Source organism: Janthinobacterium sp. Ant5-2-1, assembly GCF_001445815.1.
Taxonomy (GTDB): Bacteria; Pseudomonadota; Gammaproteobacteria; order Burkholderiales; family Burkholderiaceae_D; genus Janthinobacterium; species Janthinobacterium lividum_E.
The window spans coordinates 1-16,112 of record NZ_LNCE01000075.1 but is presented as its reverse complement, the minus strand read 5'-3'; the positions used below and the strand labels follow the sequence as shown (position 1 = coordinate 16,112).

Genomic DNA, 16,112 nt, shown 5'->3' with positions numbered 1-16,112 from the left:
AAACCTATCGAGCCCCATCAGCCGATCAGCCCTCTCAAGCCGCTGGCCCGCTGCGTGCGGCGCAGAATTGCGTCGAACAGCACGGCCTGCGTGGGCGAGACGAGGGTAAAGAAGTCGCGCGCGCGCGTGATGCCCGTGTAGACCAGTTCGCGCGCCAGCATGGCACCGCCCTCCTGCGGCAGCACCAGCACCGTGTGCCGGAATTCCGAACCCTGCGATTTATGCACGGTCATGGCGAACGCCGTCTCCACGTGGCGCAAGCGCGTGGCCAGCACGCTGCGCACGTTCTCCCCTTCCAGGAAGTACACGCGCAGGGATCCCGGCCGCGCAGGGTCGCGCAAGGTCAGTCCGATGTCGCCATTGAACACGCCCGTGCCGTAATCGTTGCGCGTGACCATCACAGGACGGCCCACATACCATTCGCTGCGGCGTATCAAGCCTTCCTTTTCCAGCCGCAGTTCGATGGCCGTGTTCAGGCCAGCCACGCCCCACTCGCCTTCGCGCACGGCGCACAGGATGCGGAACGATTCAAAACTGTGCAGCACGGCGCGTACCCAGTCGTCATGCTGCGCGTACGCGGCCTCGCCGGCATTCACCAGTTGCAGATACGGCTGATACCCGCCCGGCGCGTCGGCGCGCCCGCGCAAGGCCAGGCGCAGCACCTCGTCCGGCTGCGCGCTCACGCTCCACGCCAGCTGGCCGCCGCTGTCGCCTGCGAAGCAGGCTTTGGCCAGATCGGGCCTGCCGGCATTCACGGCCAAGGCCAGTTCGCCGATCGGGCCGCTGAAGCGGTGGCTGTGGCGCAGCATTACCGTCTGCTGCGCCAACGCGCCTGCCGCCCCCGCAAAGGCGGGCGGAATGGCCACGCCGCTGGCCGCCTGCGCATACGCGATGGTGGCGTCCGTGTAGCCGCCCGCCTGCGCGTCGTGGCACAAATCGCCCAGCACGGCGCCCGCTTCCACGGACGCCAATTGATCCTTGTCGCCGAGCAGGATCAAGATCGCCGTGGGCGGCAAGGCGTCGAGCACGGACGCCATCATTTCCAGGTGCACCATCGACGCTTCATCGACGATCAGCACGTCGACGTCGAGCGGATTGCCCGCGTGGTGGGCAAAGGCGCGCGTATCGGGTCGCGCGCCCAGCAAACTATGCAGGGTGCGCGCCGCGCCCATGCGCCGCGCCAGTTCCAGCAGGGGCAACGCATCGCCCGCCTTGGCCGCCAAACCTTCCAAGGCCTTGTCAATCGACTGTTTTAAACGCGCGGCCGCCTTGCCCGTGGGCGCGGCCAGCGCGATGCGCAGCTGCTCCGGCTGCGGCGACACGGCAAACAGCAAGGTCAGCAAACTGGCCACCGTGTAGGTCTTGCCAGTCCCCGGGCCGCCAGTGATGATGGCCACCTTGCCGCGCAAGGCGATGGCGCATGCCACTTTTTGCCAGTCCGGGCCACCGTCCGTGGCCGGCTGGTCGAACAGGATGTCGAGCCATAGCCGCACCTGCGCCAGCGGCGGATTCGTCAAATCCTGCGCGCGCGCGGCGATTTTTTCGCCCACCAGGGTCTCGTCGCGCCAGTAGCGGCGCAGGTACAGGCGGTCGCCATCGAGCACCAGCGGCTGTTTCACGTCGGGGGCACCAACCTGCCACACCTGCGGCGCGCCGGCCAGCAGCGCGCGCCACCCCTCGACGCTGTCAGGCAACGGACCGGAAACGGCCAGCACGCCATGCCACAGCTCTTCGCTCCAGCCCAACAGCTGCGACGGTTCGCTGGCCAGCTCAAACAGCATCAGACAGCTGTGCCCCCGCCCTTCCAGCTCGGACAGCACCACGCACGCCACGGCCACGGCGGACGCATGCGGCGTCTGTTCGTCCAGGCTGGCGATAAAGCGGGCAAAGGCGGCGCTCAGGCGGCGCAGGTGCCCTGCCTCGGCGACGCCGTCGACATGGCTGAACAAGGCATCCATCTGCAGGGTATCCAACTGCACGTTATGCTGCATGGTGTTCCGTTTCTTCTAACAGTTGATCGAGGCCGTCCAGCAGTTCCAGCTGCGGCGCCAGCCAGTAGCAGCCATGCGTGTCCGCATTCGCGATGCCGCGCAGGAACAGGAAAATGGCGCCGCCCAGATGTTCGGCCGGATCATACGCATCACCGAGCCGGCTTTTCAGCAGCCGATGCAGGGCCAGCATGTAGATGGCGCCCTGGATATCGTAACGGTGCTGCGCCATGCCGGCCGCCAGCGCCTGCGTGTGGTAGGCCGCGTCGTTGGCGCCCAGCGCATTCGACTTGTAGTCGAGCACCCAGTAGCGGCCATCCCGTTCGATGACCAGGTCGGCAAAGCCTTTCAGCATGCCGTGCAGCTGGCGCCGCGGCAGCACGGGACGGGGTGCGCCGTCGAGCAGCAAGCGCGTGCACACCTGGTCGAGCGCCGCCGTGGACAAATGCTCGCTGGGGAACCAGAACTCCATCTCGGACAGGGTGCTGTCCAGCTGCGACAGCGAGGCATCGAGCAGCGGCAGCGGCGTAATGGCGATTTCCCGCAGCCAGGCGATGGCGTCGTCCTGGCGGTGGCCCCAGCCGGCCCGCTCGCAGCGCGCGGCCAGGCGCGTATTGAAATTATCGTCGTGGACGCAGTCAAACCCTTCGCCACCCATCCACTCGAGCTGCTCGTGCAGGAAATTGCCGGGCACGGAACCGCGCGGGAAACGGTGCCACGGCGCGTCGCCCATGTGCGTCGGCGTGGCCACGGCGAAAGCCGTGCCATCTTCCAGCAAGGTTTCTTCCAGCGCCCGCTGCGGCACATGCGCGGCCGCCACGGCGCCGATCTGGCGCGTCAGCGAAGTAAAGCTGCCCACCGACCAGTCGCGTTCGAACTCGCCCGCGAATACGGGCGCGGGACGCAACTCGGGCCGCCGCTCCACCCGGTCCAGCACCGTGCAGGCGTCGGGCTGCCCCAAGGTGCTGACATAGATGGCGTCGCAGCTGCCCGCCACCTGCTGCCAGCGCAGCAGCAGCTGGTCGAACGGCAGCTTGTCGCCGCCCGTCAGCAGGTAGCCAAGCGCCGATTCGTGCAAGGTGTTCTCGCCCGCCTTGCGCGCGGCCTGGGCGGCCACGCCGAGCCACAGAAAGTGGCGCGCCCGCGTCAGCGCCACGTACAGCAGGCGCAAGTCTTCCTCGATGCGCGCCTCTTCCACCGCCGCCATCGCCTCGTCGGACAAGGACAGGTCGAGACGGCGTTCGCCATCGTCGCCCGCATACTCGAAGAAGCTGCGGTTGCGTTTATCCACCTTGCGCGCCGTGACGGCGAACGGCAGATACACGAGCGGATATTCGAGTCCCTTGGACTTGTGCACGGTGATGACCTTCACCAGCTCCGCATCGCTTTCCAGGCGCAGCACGCGCTCGTCGCCGTTTTCGCCTTCGCCTGCGATCTGCTCGGCCAGCCAGCGTATCAGCGCCTGCTCGCCATCGAGCTGGCGGCTGGCCGATTGCAGCAGCTCGGCCAGGTGCAGCAGATTCGTCAAACGCCGCTCGCCTCCCGTCTGCTGCAGCAGCATGGCGGGCAATTGCAATTCGTGGATGAAACGGCGCAGCATGGCCAGCACGCCCTGGCGCTGCCAGATCAGGTGCAGGGCCTTCAGTTGCTCGACCCGGCGCTCCCATTCCAGTTCATCACTCGACAGGCGCGCCAGTTCGCCCAGCGACAGGCCGATGGTGCGCGTGGCAAAAGCGGCGCGCGCCAGCCCCCCGTCGAGGGGATTGGCCAGCGCCGCCAGCCAGCGCAGCACGTCTTGCGCTTCCTCGCTGTCGATGACGGAATCCTTGTCGGACAGGTAGACGCTGGCGACCCGGCGGCGCGCCAGCGCGCGGCGGATGGCCGCCGCTTCCTTGCGGTCGCGCACGAGGATGGCGATATCGGCCGGCTGCAAGCGCGCAAACCCGTCGGGACCGGTAAAACCGGCTTGCGCATCGCCCAGCATGGCGACGATATGTTCGGCGCAATGCTGCGCGAAATACTCGCGGTAGCTGTCCCCGCGCAGCCCTTCATCGCTGGCGCAGGCGGCCAGCAGGGCCGGCAATGGGCCGCCGGCGTTCACCAGGTGCTCGGCGCGGCCCTTGGCGTCGACGGCCTCGAACGGCAGCGGATTCTCGCCGTTTTGCCGGTAGCGGAAGGCCCCAAGCGGCACCTCGTCGCGCTCCGCGTGCAGGAACAGCTGGTTGACGGCCGCCACCAGGGGCGCCGTCGAGCGGTAGTTGGTGCCCAGCTGATAGTGGCGCCCGGTGGTGGCGCGCCGCGCCGCCAGGTAGCTCTGGATGTCGGCGCCGCGAAAGCCGTAGATCGACTGTTTCGGGTCGCCGATCAGGAACAGGCCCAGCGCCGGGTCGTTGTCGGCGATGCGGTACAGCAGGTTGAAAATCTGGTACTGGGCCGGCGCCGTATCCTGGAATTCATCGACCATGGCCAGCGGATACTGGTCGATGATGCGCTGGCGCAGGGCCGCGCCATTCTCGCCGGCCAGCGCGTCGTGCAGGCGCTGCAGCATGTCGGCAAAGCCGAACTGGCGCGACTGGCGCTTCAACTGGTCCATGCGCCGCGCGATGGCCGCCGCCGCATGCAGATGCAGCTTGTGCGCCAGCGGCGTGATACCCGCCAGGGCGATCCCCAGCGCCTCCGTATGCTCGAAGCACTCGGGCACCTGGGCCGTGAAACTCTTGGCAAACGCATCCTCGATGCCGAACGGCGTCAAGCGCTCCCACGCCTTGGCCGTGACGGCCGGCAGCAGCAACAGCGGATCCTGCGCCCAGCGGCGCAAGCCGTCGAACCACTTCGCCAGGTTTTCCGGCTTCATCTTGACGCCGTTAAAACACTTGGGATTGGCGGCGCGGTGGTCGTTGATCCACACTGCCATCTGGTCGACGCGCTCGACCCAGCCCGCCTTCAGGGTGGCCAGCTGCGCGGCCAGCGCCCGCTGTTCGCGCGCGATCAGCGTGGATAACGGTTCCTCGTCCGCCATGCGCATGATGTCCGCGCGGCGCGCCAGCTCGCGCGCGCCTTTCTTCAACGCGCCGACGTCGGGCCAGCAGGCCAGCAGCACGTCAAGCGCCTGCGGCGGCAAGGGATAGACTTGCTGGCGCCAGTAATCGTGGGCCGCATCCTCGAACAAGGCTTGCTCGTCGCTGACCAGTTCCTCGTCGAACAGGCTGCCGCTGTCGAACGCATGCTCGCGCAGCATGCGCTGGCACCAGGCGTCGATGGTGAAAATGGCCGCTTCATCCATCGTCTCGGCGGCCAGCATCAGCCGGTGCGCGGCCTTTTGCCGTTCGCTCTCGTCGGGATAGGATTCGAGCAAGGCGTCGAGGAATGGATCGCTGCCCCCGGACTCATGGCGGAAATAGGCGGCCGCCTCGATCAGGCGCTCGCGCACGCGGTTCGACAATTCGCGCGTGGCGGCGCGGGTAAATGTCATCACGAGGATGTCGGCCGGCAGCAGCGGACGCGTAAAGCGGCTGTCGTCGTCGCCATGCCCCAGCACGAGCCGCACGTACAGCGCGGCGATGGTCCAGGTTTTACCCGTACCGGCCGACGCTTCGATCAGGCGCGAGCCATGCAGCGGGAACGCCAGCGGGTTGAGCAAATGGCTCGTCATTGTTCTTCTCCCGCGCCATCATCGGGCGCGCTGATCGGGTCGATCGTGATGTGTTCCTGCAGCCAGTCGGCCAGCGGACCATACAGCTCGCGCGTGCAGTCTTCCCACGCTTCCTCCGCAGCCAAAGCAGAAAACTCGGGCCACAGGCGGGCCAAACACAGTTCCGCGCGCTCGCCAGTCATGTCGAAGCCACCGTCATACACGGTGCGCGGGTCGCCCTGCTGCACCAGCGCCAGGCCCGTCTTGCAGGCCGTGGGCAGCGGATGGTTCATGCCTTCGCGCCACAGCGCCAGCAAGGTGGCAAGCGCGTCGCGCGACGTGGCCGGATCGAGCGGCGCCATGCTGACGATGGCGTCGCGCGCCACCAGGTAGCCGGTGACGGGGAAACCGAGGGCGGCGGCGGCCAGCTGGCGCAGCCACATCAGCATCAGCTTGTCGCCGCGCGCCAGGCCACCCTTGTCCGTCACCTTCGAGGATATCTGCATCAGCCAGGCCGTGTCCTGCCCGTTGCTGCACAATTTGTCGAGCCAGTCGTCGATCTGCACTTCGCCAAACGGCAAGTTGATGGCGCGCTTGTCGGCCGCGTACGGGAACGAGGCGCGCAGCGACAACCACGCGCTGCGCACGGGCACGAGCGCCTCGACCAGCTGCGCCTGCACTTGCCGGCCGATCAGGCCGATGGGCAGCACGCCTTCGCGCGCCAGCTTTTCCGCACGTGCTTCCAGGCTGGCGCGCACGTCGTCCAAGGCTTCCACCGCGCCGCCATCGTCCAGCATGGTGTCTTCCAGCAGATAGCGCTCGAGCGCATTCAGGCCGAACGGCTCTTCATCCTCGCCCAGCATGGCCGCGTCGGCGAAATGCACGCTCAGGCGGCGGCGGAAAAAGTATTTGACGGGCTGGCGCAAGAAGCTGGCCAGCTCGCCCAGTTTCAAGCGCGTACCGGGATCGAGTTCGTAGGGCCCCAGCGCCAGTTCCTCGGCCTGTGCATCCGCATCCGCATGCGCGACGCGCCATTCGCGCGCATAGGTCAGCAAGCCATCGGCCTCGAAATAGCGGCGGCTGAATGGCTGCAGCGCGTGCTCGGTCGTCAGGGAGACCAGGTGGCGGTCCAGCGACCAGCCGGCCGCCAGGTAGTCGCGCAGCTGCGACACGAGCACGGACGGCGGCTGCTCGGAATTGTCGCGCACATTGCGCCCTACCCAGCTTACGTACAATTTGTCGCGCGCGGCCAGCAAGGCTTCGAGCATCAGGTAGCGGTCATCGTCGCGGCGCGAGCGGTCGCCCGGGCGCGCCATGCCGGGCAGCGCCAGCAAGTCGAAATCTGCCTTCTGCGCGCGGCGCGGGAAATCGCCATCGTTCATGCCCAGCAGGCATACGACGCGGAACGGCACGGCGCGCATCGGCATCAGGGTGCAGAACGTGACGCCGCCGGAGACGAATTGATGGTTCAGAGTCGGTTCGTCCAGCGCGCCCAGCCACGCCACGCGCAGCACGGACAACGGCACCGACTCGACAAAGCCAGCATGCTCGCAGGTTTCCAGCCAGCCCTGCAAGGCGCCTTCCAGCTGCGCCAGGGTCAGGCGATCGCCCTCGTCGTCGGCATCAAAGAAGGCGGCCAGCAGCGCGCGCGCCTGCACGCCCCACTCGGCAGGCGTACGCGTGCCGGCCAGCACGGTGCGCCAGTGCAGCAGCGCCTCGACCAGCTGCGCCAGCGAGCCCGCCAGCGCCGCATCGAGGCCGCCCACTTCCGCATACGGCTCGATGCCGCCAAAGCTGGCGCCACTGCCGCTGGCATAGCCGAGCAGCATGCGCCGCACGCCAAAGATCCACGCATTCTGTTCGCCGGCCGCGCCCAGCCCCAGGCCGCTGCGGTGATGCTGGTCCAGGCCCCAGCGCACGCCCGCCCCTTCGATCCAGGCGCCCAAGGTGACCAGGTCGTCCGGCTGCAGGCCGAAGCGGGCGGCCAGCGCCGGCACGTCGAGCAGGTCGCGCACTTCGCTCTGGCGGCAGCGCTGCTGCGGCAGTTGCAGCAGCCACTCGAGCGCGACGAGCAGCGGGTTCACGCTGCGGTCCTTCACGTCGCCGATCTCGAACGGGATGAAACGCTCGTCGTTGCGCCGGTACTGGCCGAAGACGGCGTGGATGGCGGCCGTGAAGGTATCGATGTCGGGCACCATCACCACCACGTCGCGCGGACGCAAGAGCGTCTCGGCGCTGTGCGCGAACATGGCCAGCAGCTGGTCGTGCAGCACTTCCACTTCGCGCTGCACGCTGTGCGCCACGTGAAATTCGATCGAGCGGTCGGCCGCGTCGGGCGGCACCTGTTCATGCTCGGCCAGCGGACGCAGTTCGCGGATGGCCACCTGCACCTGCTGCAGCAGGGTCTCGCCCACCTCCTCGCCAAACAGGTCGATGCGCAGGCTGTCGTCGCGCCCTTCCGCTTGCGCGTGTTCGTCGAATTCGTCGAGCATGCGGATGAAGTCGCGCCCTTGCCTGCCCCAGCTGGCCAGCAGCGGGTGGCTGTGCGCATGCAGTTCTTCCAACGGAATTTGCGCCAGGTCGGTGCCGTTGCGCTGGCGCTGGCGCTTGTTTTCCGCGCGCAGCAAGTCGCGCCCGTCGATAATGTCGCCCCAGTAGAACTGGCACGGATTGGGAACGGCCAGCACCACCTGCGTGTGGCGCGCCAGCGCGGCCAGCGCCTGCAAGGTCTGGTACGGCAAGGCCGACACGCCAAACAGCACCACCCTGCGCGGCAGCTTGCCAGCCGGCGCATCGCCGGCGGCAATCGCCGCCAGGAAGGCATCGTGGATGTCGGCGCGGCCCGTGTCGCGCTCGACATCCTCGACGTCGGCCGCCACGGCGCGCCACAACTGCGCCTGCCAGCGCTGGTCTTCCTTCAAAACGATGGATTCACCACGCGCCGTGCGCAACTGGTCGCGCCCCGCCGCCCAGTCGGCCAGCCAGTCGGCGCGGTAGACCTGGTACTGGTCGAACAGGTCGGCCAGGCGCTCGGCCAGCTGCAGCCGGCGTTCGCAATCGCCATCGGCCAGGAAGTAGCGCAGCGGCGCGAACACGGGGTCGGTCAGCAGCGACGGTAAAAGACGCATCAAACGCCACGTCAGCGGGGACTTGTCGAACGGCGACACGCGCGGGACTCTGTCGCGCCCCAGCATGCCCCGGTAGCTTTCCCACAGCAGGCGCGCTGGCAGCGCGATGCGCGTGGCGGCGCATACGCCCATCTCCTCGGCCAGGGCAATCTTCAGCCATTCGGCCACGCCGTTCGACTGCACCAGGAAGATATCCGTTTCCAGCGGCGCCAGCGGATGCTGGCGCAGCCACTGGAAGACGGCGGCGCGCAGCTGTTCCAGCTGGTTGCCGTGCAGGATAAGGAGGCCGGGCGTGACGGGTGTATGCATGCTGATCCGATGGGTTGCCGCGTCTCCGGCCGGGTGGCCAGAGACGTCAAACGCCTATTATCGCCGCTGCGTGCGTCAGGGGGCGTCGCTGGCGGCAAATTCCATGGAAATTTGTTCCGCCACCTGCGCCAGCGCCGGCCTCAGGGCCGCCAGCAAGGCGCGCGCCTGCTGCAGATCGCCGCCCAGGCGCAAGCCTTCGATCGACGTGCACAGACCCGCAAAGGCATGGGCGCCCACGGCCAGCGCCGACGATTTGCTGCGGTGCCCCAGGTCGGCCAGGCGCCCCAGGTCTTCCAGCGCCATGGCCTGCTCCATTTCGGCGATGCCGTCGCGCGCCGTGTCGAGGAACAACTGGGTGTATTTGCGCATCTTCACGGCGTCATTGCTGAACGTGAGGGCCAGGGTGGCCAGGTCGAGGATGGCCGTGTCGCGCAACTCCGGCGCGGCGCCCGGTGGCGTCGCTTTCGGCGCCGCCAGCCTGTCGCTTGCGCGCGCTTGGCCCATGCTGCCGACGCCGCCAATACCCCCACGTAAGCGGAACCATTTCGCCAGCAGGTGAAACAGCAGATTCGGGGCGATCGGCTTGGTCACGAATTCATCCATGCCAGCCTCCAGGCAACGCGCGCGGTCTTCGCTGCCCGCATTGGCCGTCATGGCGATCACCAGCAAGCCAGTGAGTTTCGGGTCGGCGCGGATGCGGCGCGTCGTCTCGAAGCCGTCCATCTCCGGCATCTGCACGTCCATCAGCACGCAGTCATAGCGCTGGCGGGCCAGCAATTCCAGCGCCTCGCGGCCATTGCCGGCGACGCAGACGGTGGCGCCGGCGTCTTCCAGCAATTCGCAGCCCACCTGCTGGCTGAAAACGTTATCTTCGACCAGCAGGATGGACGCGCCGCGTATCACGCCCAATACTTCCGGCTCGACTTCGGCGATGCGCTCGTCGGCCGCCTGCGCGCTTTTCTCCAGGCGCGCCGTAAACCAGAAGGTGCTGCCCAGGCCCGGCTGGCTGTACACGCCCACCTTGCCGCCCATGAGCTCCACCAGCTGCTTGCTGATCACCAGTCCCAGGCCGCTGCCGCCATACTTGCGCGTGGTCGACGGGTCGGCCTGGTGGAAGGAGCGGAACAGCTGCGCCACCTCTTCCTGATTCATGCCGATGCCCCGGTCCTGCACCTCGAAGCGCAGCATGGCGTAGCTGCCGCGCTCCTCGGACTGGCGCACGCGCACGAAGATGCTGCCATTGTCGGAAAACTTGATGGCGTTGCTGGTCAGGTTCAGCAAGACCTGCTCCAGGCGCAGCGGGTCGCCGCGCCAGCGCTGCGGCAGCTCCGGCGCGATATCGAACTGCAGCGCCAGGCCCTTGACGGCGGCCGCGTCGCCCAGTTGGCTGGCAACGTTCGCAAGCAGGGTGTCGAGGCGGAAGTCCAGCACTTCCAGTTCCAGCTTGCCCGCCTCGATCTTGGAAAAATCGAGGATATCGTTGATCAGGCCCAGCAAGTGCTGGCCCGAATGGTAGATTTTTTGCAGGTAGTCGCGCTGGCGCGCGTCGGCCACGGATTTGAGCGCCAGGTGCGCCATGCCGATGATGCTGTTCATCGGCGTGCGGATTTCATGGCTCATGTTCGACAGGAAGTCGCTCTTGGCCTGGCTGGCCGCGTCGGCCTGCTCTTTCAGGCGGTGCAATTCCGTCACGTCGGTGGACAGGCCGATCAGGCCCGTGACGGGACCGGGCAAGCCCAGCGGCACCTTCACGCTCCACAGGTGATGCACCTGGCCCTGTGCATCGACGAAGCGCTCCTCGCCGACGAACTTGGCGCCGCTGTCGAAGACCTGGCGCTCCGTCAGCTGCGCGGCGGCGGCCGCATCGCCCAACATCAACTCGCCATCCTGGCGGCCGATCAGTTGCTCCGCCGGACGGCCCAGGATGGTGGCCGTGCGCGCATTCACGTAGCGGTAGCGCAGGTCGGCATCCTTCATGTAGACGTAGGCGTCGACGCTGTCGAGCACCGTATCGAGCAAGGTGCGCTGCGCCACCGCGTTGCGGCGCGAGCGGTACAAGGTAAAGATGTAGCCATAAATGAGCAGGGTGCCGGCCACGCCGACGGCCAGCGCCAGCCATGGGAAATAACGGTCGAAGGGGCTGTACAGCTCCGCCTTGCGCACGCGGAAATGGGCCTTCCACAGGCCGCCCTGGTACGCGACGGGCAGCACCTGGTCGAAATAGTCGGCATCGCTGCCCGGTTGCGGCGGCGCCGCCGCCAGGTCGCCGTCATCATTGAACAGCAGCCGGTCCTGCGGCGTGATGGACAGGGTCCCGCTGGCCGTCAACTGGTCGGCCGCGCTGTACAGGGTCAGGTGCAGCGGCTCCAGGGCGCTGCGTTCGAGCGCGCTGTGCACCAGCTGCGCCACGCCAAAGCCGATGCCGACGGACCCCTGGTAGGCGGCGCGACGCTCGGCCACGCTGCCTTGCGGCATGCCATTGCGGTACACGGGCAGGCGCATGCCCAGGCCCACGTGCGCGGGCGGCCCCTTGATCATGATCACCTGCCCCGACGCGCTGACCTGGCCGCTGTCGCGCGCCTGCGCCAGCGATTGCGCCACCAGCGGGTTGGCGCCGATATCGACACCCATGCGTTCGGCCAGCAGGGAATCGGGTTCCAGGTAAGTGAGCACCGTGTATTCAGGCCGCTCCCCCGAGGGCCGGATGGTAAAGGCGGGATAGCCGCGCGGCGCCAGGCTGGTATCACGGCGCACGGCCTCGATGAAAGCGGCGCGCTGCGTGGACGGCATGGCCGCCGCATAGTTGACCGATTCGATGGCCGGGAACTGTCGCACGATATCGAGGCCGGTCACGTAATCGTGGAACTGGCGCCGCGTCAGGTGCTCGCTGGTGCGAAACAGGGCTTCGAGTCCCCGCAGCAGGTCGGAATAGCTTTTTACGCGCGTGATCAGGCTGTGCTGGGCACTATGCGTGAGATTGTCGAAACGCTGTTCGGCGTCGTCATTGACCGTGCGCGCCGCGCCCGCATACAAGGCGCCGCCCACCGCCAGGGCCAGCAGCAGGCCACCCGCCCATATCCTGATACCTGATCCCGCCCCGCCCTTGCTCAAAGTGTGCATTGTCGATCGCTTATTCCGGTTTCCTCGAATGGACGGCGCTGCGGCCGCCCAGCAAGTACGAGGATACTATCAAAGCTCATGCCCGACGCGCTTGTGCAAGAAAAAAAGCGCGCAGGGTGGTTGCTGTGGAAAACACCTGGCGCTCAAGCCTCCCGCAACGCTCCAGCCTGCAATGTGCTTGCGCCATGGTCATCCCACGCATCGGCGCAGCGCACCACGTCGCCCACGACGATAATACTGGGACTGCCCAGGCCGCTGGCCTGCAGATCGTCCGCCAAGCGCTGCAAAGTGCTCAGCAACTGGCGCTGGTCGGCCAGGCTGGCCGATTGCACCACGGCCACGGGCGTGCCGGGCGCCATGCCGCCGGCCAGCAAGCCGGCCTGGATGGCGGCCACCCTGGCCACGCCCATGTAGATGACGAGCGTCAAGCCGCTTTGCGCCAGGGCCGACCAGTTCGGCTCGGACGCGGCATCCTTGCCGTGGCCCGTGACGAAGATGGCGCCCTGGCTCCAGCCGCGGTGCGTGAGCGGCACGCCAATGGACGATGGCGCGGCCAGGCCGCTGCTGATGCCCGGGATCACTTCGACGGCCACGCCATGGCTGCGCAGGTAGGCGCGCTCTTCGCCGCCCCGTCCGAACAGATACGGGTCGCCCCCCTTCAGGCGCACCACGTGCAGGCCCGCGCGCGCCTCGGCCAGCATCAGGCGCTCGATGAACGCTTGCGGCGTGGAAGCGCAGCCGCCCCGCTTGCCCACTTCGACCAAGCGCACGCCGTGAGCCGCATGCGCGAGGATGGCCGGGTTGACGAGATCGTCGATCAGCACCACGTCGGCCCGTGCGATGGCCTTCACGGCTTTCAAGGTCAGCAGGTCCGGGTCGCCGGGACCGGCGCCGACCAGGGTCACGCTACCACATTGCGCCATGATGAACTCTCCAATCAGAAAAAGTGGCCGATGGCAAACGATGCCGCGTACGCTTCCGGCGCGCTGCCGTCCCACACGACGCCGTCGCACAGGGTCGAGCTGCGCATCGGGGATTTTGGTACGGGTGTAGCCGTCATTTCCGCCGCTTGGCGGTACAGGTCGATGCGGTTGACCTGGCGCGCCACCGCCAGATAATCGGGTTCGTCGCGCAGCAAGCCCCAGCGCCGGTGCTGGGTCATGAACCACATGCCGTCCGACAAATACGGGAAATTGACGGCGCCATCGCCGTAAAATTTCAAACCGTGCGCCTCGTCCCAGGTCTTGCCCAGGCCATCCTGGTAATGGCCGAGGATGCGCGGCGCCAGGGTTTCCTGCGGCGTATGCAGATAAGCGGGCTCGGCCAGGGCGGCCGCCATGGCCAGCCGGTTGCTGTCGCTGGCGTCGATCCAGCGCCCCGCCTCGAGCACGGCGGCAATCAGGGCGCGGCAGCTGTTCGGATGCTGCTGCGCAAACGCGGCGCTGGTGCCCAGCACCTTGCCCGGATGGTCGGGCCAGATGGCGCCGCTGGTGGTGGCCGTCACGCCCACGCCATCGACGATAGCCTTGTAGCCCCACGGTTCGCCGGCGCAAAAGCCATCCATCTGGCCCGCGCGCAAGGCGGCCACCATTTGCGACGGCGGCACCGTCATCACGCGCGCGTCGCGCAGCGGATCGATACCGTGCGCGGCCAGCCAGTATTGCAGCAGCATCGCGTGGTTGCCGGTCGGGAAAGTATGCGCAAACGCAAATGGCCGCGCCGCGCCGCGCATGTGCCGCGCCAAGGTGGTGCCATCGTGGGCACCTTCGCGCGCCAGCGCCGCCGACAAGGTCACGGCCTGGCCGCTGTGATTGAGGTTCATCAGCACGGCCATGTCGTGCTGTTGCCCGCCGATGCCCATCTGCACGCCATACACGAGACCGTACAACACGTGGGCAGCGTCGAGTTCGCCGCTATTCAATTTGTCGCGCACGCCTGCCCACGACATCTCCCGGCTCAGTTCGATCTTGATGCCGTATTTTTCATCGAGACCCAGTTTCGAGGCCATCACCAGCGAGGCGCAATCGGTCAGCGGCAGATAGCCGATGCGTATCGTCTGTTTTTCCGGATGCAGGGACCGCATCGCGTGGGCGCTGCTTGCCGCCGGGCTACCCGTTTGCTCTGTCATACTTGATTCCTTTGCCTGACCTTGCTGGCAACATTGCACCAATACAGTGCACTGCACCACAATATGTCATAAAAACACGTCATAAAATTGGCATACCGGCTCATCCCAGCAAATCTTCCACGTCGAGGATGCGCTGGGCGATGTCCGCCAGTTTGAGTTTCTTGTTCATGGCCATGCTGCGCAAGCGCTGGTAAGCCTGCTCTTCCGTCAAGCCGTGATGCGTCATCAACAGGCCCTTGGCCCGCTCGATCACCTTGCGTTCCTGCAGCTTGTGCCGCGTGTCGAGCAATTCGGCGCGCAACTTTTCTTCTTGGCGAAAGCGCGCGAGGGCCACGTTCAGCACGGGCTGGATGCGCTCGGCATGCAGGCCGGCCACGATATAGGCGGAGACGCCGGCCGCCATGGCCGCGTCGATGCTGGCCGTGGCGCCGTCTTCGGTAAACAATACGATGGGGCGGCGCTCGTCGCGCGTGGCGATGACGATGTGCTCGAGCACGTCGCGCGCGTCCGATTCGGCATCGATGATGATGAGGTCAGGCTGCAGTTGCGCGATGCGCTCGGGAAGGTAGAGGTCGGCTGGCAGCGAGGCAACGATGTCGAAGCCCGATTCCAGCAAGCCGATGCGCAAAGCATTGCCGCGCTGCACCTGGGCGGCCAAGGCCGCATTCTCGTGCACGCCGTGCTCGACAATGGTGTTGACGACAACGATGCGCAAAGGCTGGGTACGGCTGGACGTCATGGGAGCGATCTGCAATGGCTAAACACAACCATTGCAGTAAGCAAGAAGCGAACCAGCCGGGTTTACACGGTACTTTACTTCAGAGTCGGCATGGCAAACTCGGCGCCTGCCGCCGTCGAGGCCGGCCAGCGCTGGGTCACGGCCTTCTGTTTCGTGTAGAAACGCACGGATTCCGGACCGTGCGCATGGTGGTCGCCAAACAGGCTGCGCTTCCAGCCGCCGAAGCTGTGGAAGGCCATCGGCACGGGGATCGGCACGTTGACACCCACCATGCCGACCTGCACCCTGTGCGTGTATTCGCGCGCCGTGTTGCCGTCGCGCGTATAGATCGCCGTGCCGTTGCCATATTCGTGGGCGTTGACGAGGTCCAGCGCCGTCGTAAAGTCCGGCACGCGCACGATGCACAGTACGGGCCCGAAGATTTCCTCCTTGTAGATCGTCATCTCCGGCGTCACATGATCGAACAGGCTGCCGCCAAGGAAGAAGCCTTGTTCATGACCAGGCAGCACGAAACCGCGCCCGTCGGCCACCAGCTTGGCGCCCTCTTCCACGCCCTTGGCGATGTAGCCGGCGATCTTCTCCTTGTGCACTTGCGTGACGACCGGCCCCATCTCGGCCGACAGATCCATGCCCTGCGTGATTTTCAAGGCGGCAATGCGCGGCACCAAGGCTTCCACCAGCTGGTCCGCCACATTGCCCACCGCCACGACGACAGAAATAGCCATGCAGCGCTCGCCGGCCGAACCGAACGCCGCGCCCATCAGGGCATCGACCGTCTGGGGAATATCCGCGTCCGGCATGACGACCATGTGGTTTTTCGCGCCACCGAGCGCCTGCACGCGCTTGCCTTGCGCGCAGCCGGTGGCATAGATATATTCGGCAATCGGCGTGGAGCCGACGAAACTGACGGCGCGCACGTCCGGGTGGTGCAGCAAGCCATCGACGGCCTCTTTATCTCCCTGCAGCACATTGAAGACGCCATCGGGCAAGCCCGCCTCCGTCAGCAATTGCGCCAGCAGCAGGCTGGCCGACGGATCGCGCTCGGACGGTTTCAAGACAAAGGTATTGC

At 66.7% G+C, this 16,112-nt stretch carries 8 protein-coding genes; all 8 read right to left on the bottom strand.

Annotated elements, in window-relative coordinates; all coding sequences use genetic code 11:
* Positions 1–17: 17 nt before the first annotated feature.
* Positions 18–1,991, bottom strand: coding sequence for an exodeoxyribonuclease V subunit alpha (gene recD / locus ASN89_RS22670; protein ID WP_058050855.1), 1,974 nt, complete (start codon positions 1,989–1,991; stop codon positions 18–20).
* On the bottom strand, positions 1,981–5,640 hold the full coding sequence (gene recB / locus ASN89_RS22665) for an exodeoxyribonuclease V subunit beta (RefSeq protein WP_058050854.1): 3,660 nt from the start codon (positions 5,638–5,640) through the stop codon (positions 1,981–1,983). Before recB ends, recD begins: the two co-directional genes overlap by 11 nt.
* Complete coding sequence (recC, locus tag ASN89_RS22660; RefSeq protein WP_058050853.1) at positions 5,637–9,056, bottom strand: exodeoxyribonuclease V subunit gamma; 3,420 nt, start codon at positions 9,054–9,056, stop codon at positions 5,637–5,639. The genes recB and recC overlap by 4 nt, the downstream gene beginning before the upstream one ends.
* Before the next feature lie 75 nt (positions 9,057–9,131).
* The gene (locus tag ASN89_RS22655) at positions 9,132–12,176 is read right to left on the bottom strand and encodes a CHASE domain-containing protein (RefSeq protein ID WP_058050852.1); all 3,045 of its coding nucleotides are present in this window, start codon (positions 12,174–12,176) and stop codon (positions 9,132–9,134) included.
* A 143-nt stretch (positions 12,177–12,319) separates the two neighbouring features.
* On the bottom strand, positions 12,320–13,099 hold the full coding sequence (gene cobA, locus ASN89_RS22650; protein ID WP_058050851.1) for a uroporphyrinogen-III C-methyltransferase: 780 nt from the start codon (positions 13,097–13,099) through the stop codon (positions 12,320–12,322).
* A gap of 14 nt (positions 13,100–13,113) precedes the next feature.
* Positions 13,114–14,304, bottom strand: coding sequence for a CmpA/NrtA family ABC transporter substrate-binding protein (locus ASN89_RS22645; RefSeq protein ID WP_058050850.1), 1,191 nt, complete (start codon positions 14,302–14,304; stop codon positions 13,114–13,116).
* A 100-nt stretch (positions 14,305–14,404) separates the two neighbouring features.
* Complete coding sequence (locus ASN89_RS22640; protein ID WP_046684871.1) at positions 14,405–15,043, bottom strand: ANTAR domain-containing response regulator; 639 nt, start codon at positions 15,041–15,043, stop codon at positions 14,405–14,407.
* Positions 15,044–15,117: 74 nt separating this feature from the next.
* On the bottom strand, positions 15,118–16,112 hold a 995-nt coding region (gene mmsA, locus ASN89_RS22635), incomplete at its 5' end, for a CoA-acylating methylmalonate-semialdehyde dehydrogenase (protein WP_058050849.1).